At 74.1% G+C, this 13,055-nt stretch carries 13 protein-coding genes; 10 read left to right on the forward strand and 3 right to left on the reverse strand.

Annotated features, from left to right (window positions below):
• Window positions 1-12 precede the first annotated feature (12 nt).
• The 5 genes from ABZO31_RS27000 to ABZO31_RS27020 all read left to right on the forward strand — a co-directional run bounded on the left by ABZO31_RS27000 (window position 13) and on the right by ABZO31_RS27020 (window position 4,703).
• Window positions 13-1,071, forward strand: a complete 1,059-nt coding sequence (locus ABZO31_RS27000) for a threonine aldolase family protein (protein WP_406863887.1) — start codon at window positions 13-15, stop codon at window positions 1,069-1,071.
• 299 nt (window positions 1,072-1,370) lie between these two features.
• Window positions 1,371-2,651, forward strand: coding sequence for an alpha/beta fold hydrolase (locus tag ABZO31_RS27005; protein ID WP_406863888.1), 1,281 nt, complete (start codon window positions 1,371-1,373; stop codon window positions 2,649-2,651).
• Between the two features lie 54 nt (window positions 2,652-2,705).
• A complete protein-coding gene (locus tag ABZO31_RS27010; protein ID WP_406863889.1) occupies window positions 2,706-3,338 on the forward strand; it encodes an MBL fold metallo-hydrolase in 633 nt (210 codons plus the stop codon).
• Window positions 3,339-3,377: 39 nt separating this feature from the next.
• Window positions 3,378-4,157: an exodeoxyribonuclease III gene (locus ABZO31_RS27015; RefSeq protein ID WP_406863890.1), complete on the forward strand. Its 780-nt coding sequence runs from the start codon at window positions 3,378-3,380 to the stop codon at window positions 4,155-4,157.
• A gap of 105 nt (window positions 4,158-4,262) precedes the next feature.
• On the forward strand, window positions 4,263-4,703 hold the full coding sequence (locus ABZO31_RS27020) for a DUF6278 family protein (protein ID WP_406863891.1): 441 nt from the start codon (window positions 4,263-4,265) through the stop codon (window positions 4,701-4,703).
• A 231-nt stretch (window positions 4,704-4,934) separates the two neighbouring features.
• Here the strand turns inward: ABZO31_RS27020 and ABZO31_RS27025 are convergent, their stop codons facing one another.
• A complete protein-coding gene (locus ABZO31_RS27025) occupies window positions 4,935-6,122 on the reverse strand; it encodes a hypothetical protein (RefSeq protein WP_406863892.1) in 1,188 nt (395 codons plus the stop codon).
• Window positions 6,123-6,280: 158 nt separating this feature from the next.
• Here ABZO31_RS27025 and ABZO31_RS27030 point away from each other — a divergent pair, with 158 nt between their 5' ends.
• Entirely contained in the window at window positions 6,281-7,576 is a 1,296-nt protein-coding gene (locus tag ABZO31_RS27030; protein ID WP_406863893.1) for a cytochrome P450, read from the forward strand.
• On the opposite strand, the gene ABZO31_RS27035 is transcribed toward ABZO31_RS27030, so the two are convergent.
• Window positions 7,530-8,261, reverse strand: a complete 732-nt coding sequence (locus ABZO31_RS27035) for a hypothetical protein (RefSeq protein ID WP_406863894.1) — start codon at window positions 8,259-8,261, stop codon at window positions 7,530-7,532. The two genes, ABZO31_RS27030 and ABZO31_RS27035, sit on opposite strands and share 47 nt — an antisense overlap.
• A 139-nt stretch (window positions 8,262-8,400) precedes the next feature.
• Between ABZO31_RS27035 and ggt the strand changes: the two genes are divergently transcribed.
• Window positions 8,401-10,197: a gamma-glutamyltransferase gene (gene ggt, locus ABZO31_RS27040; protein WP_406863895.1), complete on the forward strand. Its 1,797-nt coding sequence runs from the start codon at window positions 8,401-8,403 to the stop codon at window positions 10,195-10,197.
• An 11-nt stretch (window positions 10,198-10,208) separates the two neighbouring features.
• Here ggt and map read toward each other — a convergent pair whose 3' ends face one another.
• Window positions 10,209-10,976 carry a type I methionyl aminopeptidase gene (gene map, locus ABZO31_RS27045; RefSeq protein WP_406863896.1) on the reverse strand — a complete coding sequence of 256 codons (768 nt, stop codon included), beginning with the start codon at window positions 10,974-10,976 and terminating at the stop codon, window positions 10,209-10,211.
• Between the two features lie 33 nt (window positions 10,977-11,009).
• On the opposite strand from map, the gene ABZO31_RS27050 reads away from it, so the two are divergent.
• The 3 genes from ABZO31_RS27050 to ABZO31_RS27060 all read left to right on the forward strand — a co-directional run bounded on the left by ABZO31_RS27050 (window position 11,010) and on the right by ABZO31_RS27060 (window position 13,032).
• Window positions 11,010-11,261, forward strand: a complete 252-nt coding sequence (locus ABZO31_RS27050) for a helix-turn-helix domain-containing protein (RefSeq protein ID WP_406863897.1) — start codon at window positions 11,010-11,012, stop codon at window positions 11,259-11,261.
• An 8-nt stretch (window positions 11,262-11,269) separates the two neighbouring features.
• Window positions 11,270-11,650: a PPOX class F420-dependent oxidoreductase gene (locus tag ABZO31_RS27055; protein WP_406865488.1), complete on the forward strand. Its 381-nt coding sequence runs from the start codon at window positions 11,270-11,272 to the stop codon at window positions 11,648-11,650.
• Between the two features lie 128 nt (window positions 11,651-11,778).
• Complete coding sequence (locus ABZO31_RS27060; protein ID WP_406863898.1) at window positions 11,779-13,032, forward strand: UL36 very large tegument protein; 1,254 nt, start codon at window positions 11,779-11,781, stop codon at window positions 13,030-13,032.
• Window positions 13,033-13,055: the final 23 nt, after the last annotated feature.

Consider the following 13,055-nt stretch of genomic DNA (forward strand, 5'->3'; position numbering starts at 1 on the left):
TATGTGAGCCCCATGACCGTAGAGCGACGACACGACCCGGACGCGCGCGGCTTCGCCAGCGACAACTACGCGGGGGCGCACCCCGAGGTCCTCGCGGCGATCGCCCAGGCCAACGGCGGTCACCAGGTCAGCTACGGTGCCGACGTCTACACCGAGCGCCTCCAGGAAGTGGTGCGCGGCCACTTCGGCCCCACCGCACAGACCTACCCGGTCTTCAACGGCACCGGTGCGAACGTGGTCGCGCTCCAGACCATGCTCGACCGCTGGGACGCCGTGGTCTGCGCCGAGTCGGCCCACCTCAACGTCGACGAGGGCGGGGCGCCGGAGAAGGTCGCCGGGATCAAGCTCCTGACGGTGCCCACCCCGGACGGCAAGCTGACCCCCGAGCTGATCGACCGGCAGGCGTGGGGCTTCGAGGACGAGCACCGCGCCCGGCCCAAGGTCGTCGCCATCGCCCAGTCCACCGAACTCGGCACCTGCTACACGCCGGACGAGATCCGGGCGATCTGCGACCACGCGCACGACCTGGGCATGCTCGTGTACCTGGACGGCGCCCGGCTCGCCAACGCCAGCGCCTACCACGGCTTCTCGCTGCGCGAGATGACCACCGACGTCGGCGTGGACGTCCTCTCGCTCGGCGGCACCAAGAACGGGCTGCTCTTCGGCGAGGCCGTGATCGTGCTCAACCCGGACGCGGCGCGCGGCATGCCCCACATCCGCAAGGCGAGCATGCAGCTGGGCTCCAAGATGCGCTTCGTGTCGGTGCAGTTCGAGGCGCTGCTCGGCAGCGACCTGTGGCTGCGCTCGGCTGTGCGCTCCAACGCGATGGCCCGCCGCCTGTACGAGGCGGTGCGCGACCTGCCGGGCCTGGAGGTCCCCCGCCCGGTGCAGGCCAACCAGGTCTTCGCGATCCTCCCGCCGGCCGTCACCGAGCGTCTGCAGAAGCGCTTCCGCTTCTACGTCTGGGACGAGGCGGCCGGCGAGGTCCGCTGGATGACCTGCTTCGACACCACCGAGGCCGACGTGGACGCCTTCGCGGCGGCGATCGCGGAGGAGCTGGCGGCGGGCTGAGCCCCGGCGGGTTTCGCGCCGCCGTCGGCGCACGACGAGCCCCGAGGCCGTTCGGCCCCGGGGCTCGTCCGTCCGTCGTGGGCGCGGGACCACCGCGCCGCGTGTCCGGGGCCGGCTGCTTCAGCCCGAAGGCCCGGACGACCTCCTGGCCGACACGGAGACCGCCGGAGCCCTCGGCGGACACCCCGTCGTCCGATGTCTCGCACGCCGCCCTGCCCGGGAGGTCTTTCACCTGGTCGGACCCGCCCGGTCACGGCCTCGTTTCCGGGGCGGCCGTGAGAGATGAGAGGGTCTGGCGGGTGAGCGAGACACCAACGAACACCTTGCAGTACCGCCTTGACGGCCCGGAAGACGCACCCGTCCTGATCCTGGGGCCCTCCCTGGGCACCACATGGCACATGTGGGACCGGCAGATCCCCGAACTCAGCGAACAATGGCGGGTCGTCCGCTTCGACCTCCCCGGACACGGCGGCGCGCCCGCCGAGCCCGCCTCCTCCGTCGCCGAGCTCGGCGACCGGCTGCTCGCCACCCTCGACGAGCTGGGCGTCCAGCGGTTCGGGTACGCGGGCTGCTCCATCGGCGGCGCGATCGGTCTCGACCTGGCGCTGCGGGCCCCGCAGCGGGTCGCCTCGCTGGCCCTGGTCTCCGCCTCGCCCCGGTTCGGGACGGCCGACGAGTTCCGGCAGCGCGGCGTGATCGTACGGACCCACGGCCTCGACCCGATGGCCCGGTCCGCGCCCGAGCAGTGGTTCACGCCCGGCTTCGCCGGAGCCCAGCCGGCCATCGTCGAATGGGCCGTGCAGATGGTCCGCACCACCGATGCCGCCAGCTACATCGCCGCCTGCGAGGCCCTCGCCGCCTTCGACGTCCGCGAGGCCCTCGGCAGCGTCGGCGTCCCCGCGCTGGTGCTCGTCGGCTCCGAGGACCAGGTCACCGGCCCCGCCGAGGCCCGCACCCTGGTCGCCGGGATCGCCGACGCCCGGCTCGCCGTCGTGCCCGGTGCCTCCCACCTGGCGCCGGTCGAGCAGCCCGCCGCCGTCACCGACCTGCTGGTCCAGCACTTCGCCGGCACGGCGATCGACCCCCTCGCCGCCGTGCCCGCCGCCGTACCGGCGCCCGTCGTCCCGGTCCCCGCGCCCGCCGCCGGCGACGCCCCGGCGCCCGAGGTCCCGGTCGCCGAGACCTCCGGGCCGGTGCGCCCGGACCCGTACGACACCGGGCTCAAGCTGCGCCGCGAGGTGCTCGGCGACGCGCACGTCGACCGTGTCCTCGACGAGGGCGCCGCCTTCGCCGCCGACTTCCAGGGCCTGGTGACCCGGTACGCCTGGGGCGAGGTGTGGTCACGCGACGGACTGGACCGGCGCCTGCGCAGCACCGTCACCCTCACCGCCCTGATCGCCGGCGGCCACCTCGACGACCTCGCCGGGCACACGCGGGCCGCGCTGCGCAACGGTCTGACGCCCGACGAACTCAAGGAGATCCTGATGCACACCGGGGTCTACTGCGGGCTGCCCGCAGCCAACGCCGCCCTGCGCGTCATGCAGGACGTCGTCCGGGAGGAGACCACGCCCCGGGCGTAGGCTGAGGGCGATCATGACCGAGGCCCGGCCGCGTCGCCCGTGAGGTGGAGTCCCGTGAAGCTGACGAAGATGTCGCACGCCTGCGTCCGTCTGGAGAAGGACGGGCGGACGCTCGTCATCGACCCGGGGGTCTTCAGCGAGGAGGACGCCGCGGTCGGCGCGGACGCGGTCCTGGTCACCCACGAGCACCCCGACCACTTCCACGAGGGCCGGCTGCGGGCCGCCCTGGAGGCGAACCCGGCCGCGGGGATCTGGACGCTGCGCAGCGTCGCCGACAGGATCTCGGCGGCCTTCCCGGGCCGTGTCCACACCGTCGGCCACGGCGACACCTTCGGCGCGGCCGGCTTCGACGTACAGGTGCACGGCGAGCTGCACGCGGTGATCCACCCGGACATCCCGCGGGTCACCAACGTCGGGTACCTCGTCGACGGCGCGGTCTTCCACCCGGGCGACGCGCTGACCGTCCCCGAGCACCCGGTGGACACCCTGCTGCTGCCGGTGCAGGCCCCCTGGAGCAAGATCTCCGAGGTGATCGACTACGTACGGGAGCTGAAGCCGCGCCGCGCCTTCGACGTGCACGACGCCCTGCTCACCGATCTCGCCCGGCCGATCTACGACAACCAGATCGGGGCCCTCGGCGGCGCCGACCACGGCCGGCTGGCACCGGGAGAGTCCGCCGAGCTGTGAGCACGGTGACTGTCACACCCCGCGGTTAGGCTTGCGCCCATGCGCATCGCCACCTGGAACGTCAACTCGATCACCGCCCGTCTGCCCCGGCTGCTCGCCTGGCTGGAGAGCTCCGGCACGGACGTGCTGTGCATCCAGGAGACCAAGTGCACCGCCGAGCAGTTCCCCGCCGACGAGCTGCGCGAGCTCGGCTACGAGTCCGTGGTCAACGCCACCGGCCGGTGGAACGGCGTCGCCCTGCTGTCCAAGGTCGGCTTCGAGGACGTCGTCACCGGCCTGCCCGGCGGGCCGGAGTACGAGGGCGTGCAGGAGCCCCGGGCGATCTCCGCGACCTGCGGCCCGGTGCGGGTCTGGTCGGTGTACGTGCCCAACGGGCGCGAGGTCGTCCACGAGCACTACGCGTACAAGCTGCGCTGGCTGGAGGCGCTGAAGGCGGCGGTCGCGGAGGACGCGGCGGGCGACCGCCCGTTCGCGGTGCTCGGCGACTACAACATCGCCCCGACCGACGACGACGTCTGGGACATCGCGCAGTTCGAGGGCGCCACGCACGTCACCGAGCCCGAGCGGGCCGCGCTCGCCGGACTGCGCGATGCGGGCCTGAACGACGTGGTCCCGCGCCCCCTCAAGTACGACCACCCCTTCACGTACTGGGACTACCGCCAGCTCTGCTTCCCGAAGAACAAGGGCATGCGCATCGACCTGGTCTACGGCAACAGGTCCTTCGCGGACGCGACGAAGGACAGCTACGTCGACCGCGAGGAGCGCAAGGGCAAGGGCGCCTCCGACCACGCCCCCGTCGTCGTCGACCTCGAGGTCTGAACCGGGCGTGATAGCTCCGCGTCCGGGCCGAGCTTGATCGTTCCGCCCGGGCCGGGGCCCGCGCGCCCTGTGGTGCGCGCGGCCCCCGAGTGCGACGCTGGAACGATGCGTATCCCTTTCCTTGACGCCTGGCGCCGACGGCACGGAGAGGAGCGGGAGGACTCGCTCGCCTCCGCATTCGCCCGCGACCCCGACGGGGTCGCGGAACTCTTCGCGGAATGCGAGCTGCTGCGGGCCCGCGTCGCGCAGGCCGGGGTGGAGCTCGACGACTCGCCGCGCTCCCTCGAACGGCTCGACCAGCTGCCGCCGCGCTGGCGCGACGATCCGGAGGAGCTGCCCTGGATCGGCAACGACGCCGGTCTGTACCTCGGCACGGTGATCGTGCGGACCGTGCCGGGCGCGGCCTGGGGTGTGTGGCCGGGTGGCCGCCCCGTGGTGCGGCTCGCCTCGGGGCGGGAGATCGACGTGGTGGACGCCGGGCTGGACTGGGCGATGACCGGCTCGCCGGAGCTCTCGCAGCGGTACGCCGAGGCCGCCGAGAGCTGAGCCGCCCTCGGCAGACCGCCGGCTCCGTTCCCCCGAGCCACCCCGTTGCAGTAAATACGGCTTATGTGGCCTTTATGTGTGTCGTCCCATAAGTCCCCTTCTGTCGTGAATAGTTTGCGCTGACTCGACAGCGTGGAACACGCGGGCCCGCAGGCCCCCACGGACATCAGTGAGGAGCCCGGCCCGTCCGGCGCCAGCCGGTGATCACTCCGCCCGAGGGGGAGGAGAAGGTCAGCTGCGCGCCGGCGGGTTGTGCTCGAGCAGCGCGACGGCCTCGGCGAGGTCGGCGTACGCCGGCTCGAAGGCCCCGGTCACCAGGCGGAACGTGGCCCTGTCGGTCAGCGCCCGGGCGAGCCGCGCGGGATCGTCGGACAGCTGCCGGGCCAGCGCCACGCCCTCGTCGAAGTACGGCCCGAGGCGCTCCTGGAGCCGATAGTGGTGGTCCCCGTGGCGCCGCACCACGCGGATGCAGATCCTGCGCCGCACGTCCGCCAGCGCGGACAGCCGGCCCGCCTCGCGCAGGCGCGCCGCCTCTTCCTCGAGCTGCGGCAGGGCGTCGAGGAAGGCGCGGGTCACGTCGCGCGACCAGTGCATGCCGTGCGTGCCGAACGGCGGCGCCGGCGCTTCCGGGGTCGCGGCCGGCTCGCCCGTCCGCCCCGACAGCAGGAACAGGGTGGACCACCAGGCCAGATACATGCCGTCCCCCTTCGGCCGGTCCGGCGCGGCCAGTTCCTCCAGCACGGTCAGAGCCTCCCGCCGGGTGGCCGTGGCCTCGGTCCGACGGCCCGCCGCCTCCTGCATCAGGGCGAGGTGCAGCAGTCTCCCGGTGAGCGCCGCCGATGCCGCGCCACCCGCGGCGGCCTCCCGGCGGGCTTCGTCCACCAGCTCGCCGAAGACGTGCACCGCCTCCTCGTGCCGTCCGGCGCCCTCCAGGTTCGCCGCCCACTCCACCGTGGACCAGAAGGAGGACTCCGTCCCGTTGCGGACGAAGCCCTCGTCGAGCTTCGCGGCCTCCTGGAACCGCCCTTCCTCGGCCAGGACGTTGGCCAGCCGCCCCTTCCGCCCCGCTTCCGCCATCTCCTCGCAGGCCGCACGCCCCTCCGCGCGCCGCCCCGCGGCGAACAGGACCCTCTGATAGGCGTCCAGCGCGTGGCACAGCGACGCCGTCCGGGGCGTCACTCCCGCATCGATCCTCCGCGCGGTGTCGACCGCCTCGGCGCACAGGGCCAGCTCCACCTCCGGGTCCTGGGCCCGGTGGCTGAGCGAGACGAGCGCGCCGGCCAGCTTCGGCAGATACGCGTTCGGGCTCACCTCCGCCAGGACCCGGTACGCGTGGACCTCTTCGAGCAGGTCCGGCCGCTCGGACCCCAGCAGCAGCACCCGCGCCCGCAGCACCGCGTCGTGATCGAAGTTCCCCATGTTCCCCCTGTTCTCCGAGTGATGCACGACGGAGATTCTGGGAGTCGGGGAGCGTACCGGACAAGGCTCTCCAACTGTGCGTTCCGTCCTACGAAAAACGCCGCTGACCTGTCATGATGGATGTGCTTTCACCCTTGTCGCCGAGGCGGAGCGGGCCGGTGGAGAACACGAGCGAGGCGCAGCCCGACGTATTCGACCCGCGGATCTACGCCGCAGGCATCCCCCACGACCGGTTCCGCGCCCTGCGCGACCGGTGGCCGGTCGCCCGGCAGGAGGAGTACGAGGTGCTCGGCTGGCCCGCCGGGCCCGGGTTCCTCGCCGTCACCCGGCACGCCGACGTCGTCCGGGTCCTCAGGGACGCGGGCACGTACTCCTCGCACCTCGGGGCCACCCAGATCCGCGACCCGGACCCCGCCGACCTGCCGTTCATCCGGCGGATGATGCTCAATCAGGACCCTTCCCCAGGCTCTCCACTTCGTTCGAGCAGGGGAGACCCCAATGACCACGGGCGGTTGCGCCGGCTCGTCAGCCGCGCCTTCACGCCCGGACGGATCGAGCGCTTCGAGGCGACGGCGCGGAGCCGGGCCAGGGAACTCCTCGCCGCCGCCCGCGAGTCCGGGCCCGACGTGGACCTCGTCCGGGCCGTCACCGACGACTACGCGCTGCTCAACCTGACCGACCTGCTCGGGGTGCCCCCCGCCGACCGCGGGCTGCTGCACACCTGGACCGAGCGGGTCATCGCCTACCAGGACCCCGACGAGCCCCCGGTCCTCGACGCCGAGGGGCGGCCGGTCAACCCGCGGTCACCCGCGATGCTGGCCGAGATGTTCGGGTACGCGCAGGAGCTCGCCGCCCACAAGCGCCGGCACCCGGCCGACGACATCATGACCGTGCTGGCACAGTCCCCGCTCCAGGACGCCGAGTTGGAGATGTTCTTCTTCCTGCTGACGGTCGCCGGCAACGACACCGTCCGCAGCGCCGCCCCCGGCGGCCTGCTCGCTCTCGCCCGACACCCGCAGGAGCAGCGGCGGTTGTGGAGCGGCGAGGTCGGCATGGACACCGCCGTCGACGAACTGCTCCGATGGCACCCGCCCGTTCTGTCCTTCCGCCGCACCGCACGCCGGGCCACCGAGCTCGCGGGCGTGCCGGTCGCCGCCGGGCAGAAGGTCGTCGTCTTCCACGCCTCCGCCAACTACGACGAGCGCGTCTTCGCGGACCCGCACCGGCTCGACCTCGGCCGTACGCCGAATCCGCACGTCTCCTTCGGCGACGGCCCGCACGTCTGCCTCGGCGCGCACTTCGCCCGCCTCCAGCTGCGCGTGCTCTACGAGGAGACGCGCGCCGCGCTGCCCGGCCTCGTACCCGCGGGGCCGCCGCGCCGCCTGGTCTCCAACTTCATCAACGGGATCAAGTCGCTGCCACTGGCGCCGGCGCCGTGCGCGCCTCGCGCGTGACATCGGCGACCAGCTCGACGACATCGGGCCCGTACGCCTCGGAGTTGACGACCTTCAGGAGCAGCACGAACGAACCGTTCGTGCCGTGCTTGCGGGTCAGCTTCTCGTGGTGGCGGGCAAGGTACCGGGTCGCCGCCTGGTTGTTGATCGCCCGCTGACCGCAGAACAGGAAGACCGGCCGGGCGCCCTCACCGGCGGTGAGCCGGGCCAGGATCACGTACTCGGCCCTCCCCCTCTCCATCCGGTACTCGTCCGACCCGATCAGGAACGCGCCCCGTTCCGCCTGCGGTTCCGCGTCGACGTTCACCCGCACGCCGGGCAGCAGCGAGGCGAGGTGCGCCACCATGCGGCGGTTGGAGCGCGGGCCGCCCACGCAGAACTCGGTGCGGTCGCCGAAGCCCTGGTGCGCGAGGTCGTCCTGGATGATCTGCGCGTGCGCCCCGCAGTCCTTGATGAGCGCGGACAGTTCGAGCAGCGCGAACACGTCGAAGCGGTGCACCGACCGCTCGGTGCCCGCCGAGCGGTTGACGATCAGCAGGCACTCGGAGCCCCCGGGCAGCCCGAAGAAGGCCTGCTTGCGGCGGAGCCGGCGGCGCCAGAGGTAGGTGCGGGTCAGCCAGCCCAGGGAAGCGCTCACCCCGGTGGCCAGCACACCGAGCACGACGTTGCGCAGGTCTTCGTTCATGGGGGGCGATGGTAGCGGGGATACGCAGATGTGTTCGAGGGTCCGGGCGGAGCGCGGACGAGGCGCGCGGTGTCGCGGTCCTGACGGCGGCCGGGGGCGGAAGTTACGCTGCGCGGACGGTTGTTGACTGGAGGTACGGATGCGTCGCTCCGCAGCACGGTATGTCGCGGTTCTCGCCGTCACCGGCACGGTCCTGTCCGTCGGGGCGGCCGCGCCGCCGACGGACCAGGCCGCCCTCGCGAAGGTCCCCGTCGCCGCCGGGTACGGGGGAGCGGTCGCCAGCGTGGACGCGGACGCGTCGGCGGCCGGCATCGAGGTCCTGCGCAAGGGCGGCAACGCCGTGGACGCGGCGGTCGCGGTGGCCGCGGCGCTCGGCGTCACCGAGCCGTACTCCGCGGGCATCGGGGGCGGCGGCTTCCTCGTGTACTACGACGCGAAGACGCGCCGGGTGCACACGATCGACGGCCGGGAGACCGCGCCCGGCTCCGCCGACGCCTCGCTCTTCCTGGAGAACGGCGGGACGATCCCGTTCGAGGAGGCCATGACCAGCGGCCGGAGCGTGGGCGCGCCCGGCACGCCGGCCACCTGGAAGACGGCCCTGGACGCCTGGGGGAGCAAGCCGCTGTCCCGGCTGCTCGCACCGGCCGAGCGTCTGGCACGGGACGGGTTCGCCGTGGACGCCACGTTCCGTGCGCAGACCGCGGCCAACGAGGCCCGGTTCCGGGACTTCCCGGCCTCCTCGGAGCTGTTCCTGCCGGGCGGTCAACTGCCCGTCGTCGGCTCGGTGTTCAAGAATCCGGACCTGGCCCGTACGTACCGGACGCTGGCCCGGGAGGGTGTCGGCGCGCTGTACCGCGGCCCGCTGGCCCGCGACATCGTGGACACCGTGCGGCGGCCGCCGGTGCGGGACGGAGCCGTGCGACACGTCCGCTCGGGTGATCTGACCGAGCGGGACCTCGCGCGGTACACGACCGAGTGGCGGCGGCCGACGAAGGTCGAGTACCGCGGGCTCGACGTGTACGGCATGGGTCCGGCGTCCTCCGGCGGGACGACCGTGGGCGAGGCGCTGAACATCCTGGAGGGGACCGACCTCGCCAAGGCCACGCAGGCGGACTATCTGCACCGGTTCGTCGAGGCGAGCCGGATCGCGTTCGCGGACCGGGGACGCTGGGTCGGCGACCCGGCGTTCGAGGACGTGCCGGTGAGGGAGCTGCTGTCGCAGCGGTACGCGGACTCCCGCGCCTGCCTGATCCGCGACGACGCGGTGCTCACCAGCCCCCTCGCGCCGGGCGACCCGCGCGACCCGGCGCCGTGCGCGACGGCCGGCGCGGCGGCCCCGACCACGTACGAGGGCGAGAACACCACGCACCTCACGACGGCCGACAAGTGGGGCAACGTCGTGGCGTACACGCTGACCATCGAGTCGACCGGCGGCAGCGGGATCACCGTGCCCGGGCGGGGCTTCCTGCTCAACAACGAGCTGACGGACTTCTCCTTCGCCCCGGCGAACCCGGCGGTCCACGACCCGAACCTGCCCGGTCCCGGCAAGCGTCCGCGGTCCTCGATCTCCCCGACGATCGTGCTCGACGCCCACGGCCGGCCGGTGCTCGCGCTCGGCTCGCCCGGCGGCGCGACCATCATCACGACGGTGCTGCAGACGCTGACCGGCGTCGTCGACCGCGGCCTTCCGCTCGTCGCCGCCATCGCCGCCCCGCGCGCCAGCCAGCGCAACCAGGCCACCACCGAGCTCGAACCGGCCCTGTGGGGCAGCCCGTTGCGCGCCGAGCTCGAGGCGCGCGGCCACGGCTTCCGGCAGAACCCGGAGATCGGTGCCGCGACCGGGGTGCAGCGACTGCCCGACGGCCGCTGGCTCGCGGCCGCGGAGACGGTCCGCCGGGGCGGCGGCTCGGCGATGGTGGTCCGCCCGGCGGGGTAGCGGCTTTTCCGCTACAGCGCGGTGAGGATGCGCGGGCCGTCGTCCGTGATGGCGACGGTGTGCTCGGTGTGGGCGGCCCGGCTGCCGTCCAGGGTGCGCATCGTCCAGCCGTCGCCGTCGGTGCGCCAGTCGTCCGCGCCGCCGGCGAGGAGCATCGGCTCGATCGCGAGCACCATGCCGTGCCGCAGCCGCACCCCGCGGCCCGGGCGTCCCTCGTTGGGGACGCCCGGGTCCTCGTGCATGGTGCGGCCGATGCCGTGCCCGCCGAAGCCGTCCGGGATGCCGTAGCCCGCGGCGCGGCAGACCCGGCCGATGGCGTGCGCGATGTCGCCGATCCGGTTGCCGACCCGCGCCGCCGCGATGCCCGCCTCCAGGGCCTCCCACGCCGTGTCGATCAGCCGGGTGTCCTCCGGCCGGGCCCGGCCGACCGTGAAGCTGACCGCCGCGTCGCCGGCCCAGCCGTCCAGGATCGCGCCGCAGTCCACGCTGACCAGGTCCCCGTCGGCCAGCGGCCGCCCGTCCGGGATGCCGTGCACGATCGCGTCGTTCACCGACACGCACACCACCGCCGGGAACGGCACCGGCGCCCAGTCCGGCCGGTAGCCCAGGAACGGCGAACCGGCCCCCGCCTCCGCCAGCACCGCCCGTGCCGTCCGGTCCAGTTCGTGCGGCGACACCCCGGGCGCGGCCTGCTCCCGCACGGCCGTCAGCGCACGGGCGACGACCCGGCCCGCCTCACGCATCGCCCGCAGCGACGCGTCCGTCTTCATCTCGATCATGCCAATTACTATACCGGTATTAGAATGGTCCGCATGGTGCGCACACCCCTCACCCCAGAAGAGCGCGAGCGCGGCGAACGCCTCGGCGCCCTCCTCCGCTCCGCCCGCGGCGACCGCTCGATGGTCGAGGTCGCCGCCGCGGCCGGCGTCTCGGCCGAGACCCTCCGCAAGATCGAGACGGGCCGTGCCCCGACCCCCGCCTTCTTCACGGTGGCGGCGCTGGCCGGGGCCCTCGGACTGTCCCTGGACGAACTCGCCGTCCTGGCCGCGCTGGAGCTCGCGTGAACGCGTCCGTGATCCCGGAGGAGCTGCGCCGGGCCCGCTACGTCAGCCTCACCACGTTCCGCAAGGACGGCACGCCCGTGGCCACGCCCGTGTGGTTCGCCGTCGACGGCGACGAGCTGTACGTGTGGACCAAGGCCGACACCTGGAAGGTCAAGCGGCTGCGGCGCGACCCGCGGGTCGTGGTCGCCGCGTGCGACGTGCGCGGACGGATCGCCGACGGAGCCGTGCGACTGGAGGGCACCGGCCGGCTGCTCGACGCCGAGGGGCTCAAGCGCGTACGGAGGCTCCTGGGGCGCAAGTACACCTGGCAGTACTGGCTCGTCGACTGGCCCGCCACGATCGCCCGGCTCGGCAAGCGGCCGCACGAAGGCATCGCCGTGAGGTTCTGAACCTGCGCGTTCCTGTGGCAGTGAGCCACTGCGTGTCCGCCCGAAAACACTCCGTAGCCGTCCCGTAACACGACTGAGGTCCAATACCACCCGGACCGGCGGATTCCAGTCGACGGGCGGACGGTGTCATGACGGTGCAGCAACAGACGGCGGAGATCGGCGCGTTCGTGCGCTTCCTGCGCGACGTCGAGGCACGCTCGGTGCCGGACGCCGGGTGGTACGGGGTCTTCGCCGCCCGCGACCCGGAAGGGCTGCGGGCCTGCCTCGACGGGGTCGAGATCCTGCCGTGGGACGTCGTCGAGTCGCTGCTGCGCGACCTGGGGGAGTCCCCGGAGGCCGCCGCGCACGCCCGCGCCCTGCACGCCGCGGCCGCGGCCGCGTACGACCGCCGGCCGGGCGGAGCCGAGTCGCTGCGGGCCCGGCGGGCCCTGATGGACGGCGAGCGCCGGGGCGCGGAGGCCCGCGCCCGGGAGCTCGCCGCGCGGCTGCGCACCGCCCCGCCCGCCGAGGCGGCCGGACTCTCGGCCGAGCTGTCCTGGGCCCACGACGACCTGCTCCGCGCCGCCGCCCGCGTGGTGGAGCTGACGTCCCGGCTGGAGGCCGTGCCGGCGCCGGTGCCGGAAGCCCCGCCCGTACCGGAAGCGGCGCCCCGACCGGCGCCCGAGCCCGCCAGGCGGAAGCCGCGGGGGGCGCGGTACGCCTGGCTGGAGGAGGACGCGCCGGCCACGCCCGCCGCGCCCGTACTGCCCACCGTCCAGGCCGCACCGCCGCGCGGGGCGCGCTTCGGGGGCGCGCCGGAGACCCCGACGCCCGCGCCCGCGAGGCCGGCGGTCCCGCCCGCCGACCACGCCGGGGCCGGGCGGGCCGCCGGGAACGCCGTGTACGCGCTCCAGCGGCTGCGCGCCCAGGGCCGCAGCGGCGAGGCGTACGCGCTGCTCTGCGAGGCGCTCGCCGGCCCGCCCGGCTGGCTGCCCGCGCTGGCGTACGAGCTGGGCCGTGCCGGGCTCGCCGCGGACTGGGCAACCCTGCTGTGGGAGGCGGCCTCGCTGCCGCCGCAGCCGTACGCCGCCGTCGTGGGCGCGCTCGCCGACGCCGGCCGGGCCGAGGACTGCGAGCAGCTGCTGCGCCAGGGCGTCGCCCGGCCCGTCGACGAGCTGGCCGAGGCCGTGACGGCCCTGGAGGCCGGCGGGCGCGCGGAGGAGACCCGTACGCTGCTCGCCGCGCTGGTCCGGACCCGTACGCCGGAGGAGGCGGCCGAGTTCGCCGGGGTGCGGCCCGGGCACCTCGTCCCCCTCCTCCTCGCCGCCGTCCGCACCTCCGCCCCGGCCCACGAGCCGGCCCTGCTCCACGCCCTGCGCGCGGCCGGCCTCCCGACGGCCTGAGGGCCTGACGGCCTGAGGGCCTG

The organism is Streptomyces solicamelliae, from assembly GCF_045348655.1.
Classification (GTDB): domain Bacteria; phylum Actinomycetota; class Actinomycetes; order Streptomycetales; family Streptomycetaceae; genus Streptomyces; species Streptomyces solicamelliae.

Excerpts from the sequence above, each read along its gene's own strand:
- ABZO31_RS27000 (WP_406863887.1), top strand. The coding sequence starts at position 13 with ATGACCGTAGAGCGACGACACGACCCGGACGCGCGCGGCTTCGCCAGC.
- ABZO31_RS27015 (WP_406863890.1), top strand. The coding sequence starts at position 3,378 with ATGCGCATCGCCACCTGGAACGTCAACTCGATCACCGCCCGTCTGCCC.
- ABZO31_RS27020 (WP_406863891.1), top strand. The coding sequence starts at position 4,263 with ATGCGTATCCCTTTCCTTGACGCCTGGCGCCGACGGCACGGAGAGGAG.
- ABZO31_RS27025 (WP_406863892.1), bottom strand. The coding sequence starts at position 6,122 with ATGGGGAACTTCGATCACGACGCGGTGCTGCGGGCGCGGGTGCTGCTG.
- ABZO31_RS27035 (WP_406863894.1), bottom strand. The coding sequence starts at position 8,261 with ATGAACGAAGACCTGCGCAACGTCGTGCTCGGTGTGCTGGCCACCGGG.
- ggt (WP_406863895.1), top strand. The coding sequence starts at position 8,401 with ATGCGTCGCTCCGCAGCACGGTATGTCGCGGTTCTCGCCGTCACCGGC.
- map (WP_406863896.1), bottom strand. The coding sequence starts at position 10,976 with ATGATCGAGATGAAGACGGACGCGTCGCTGCGGGCGATGCGTGAGGCG.
- ABZO31_RS27050 (WP_406863897.1), top strand. The coding sequence starts at position 11,010 with ATGGTGCGCACACCCCTCACCCCAGAAGAGCGCGAGCGCGGCGAACGC.
- ABZO31_RS27060 (WP_406863898.1), top strand. The coding sequence starts at position 11,779 with ATGACGGTGCAGCAACAGACGGCGGAGATCGGCGCGTTCGTGCGCTTC.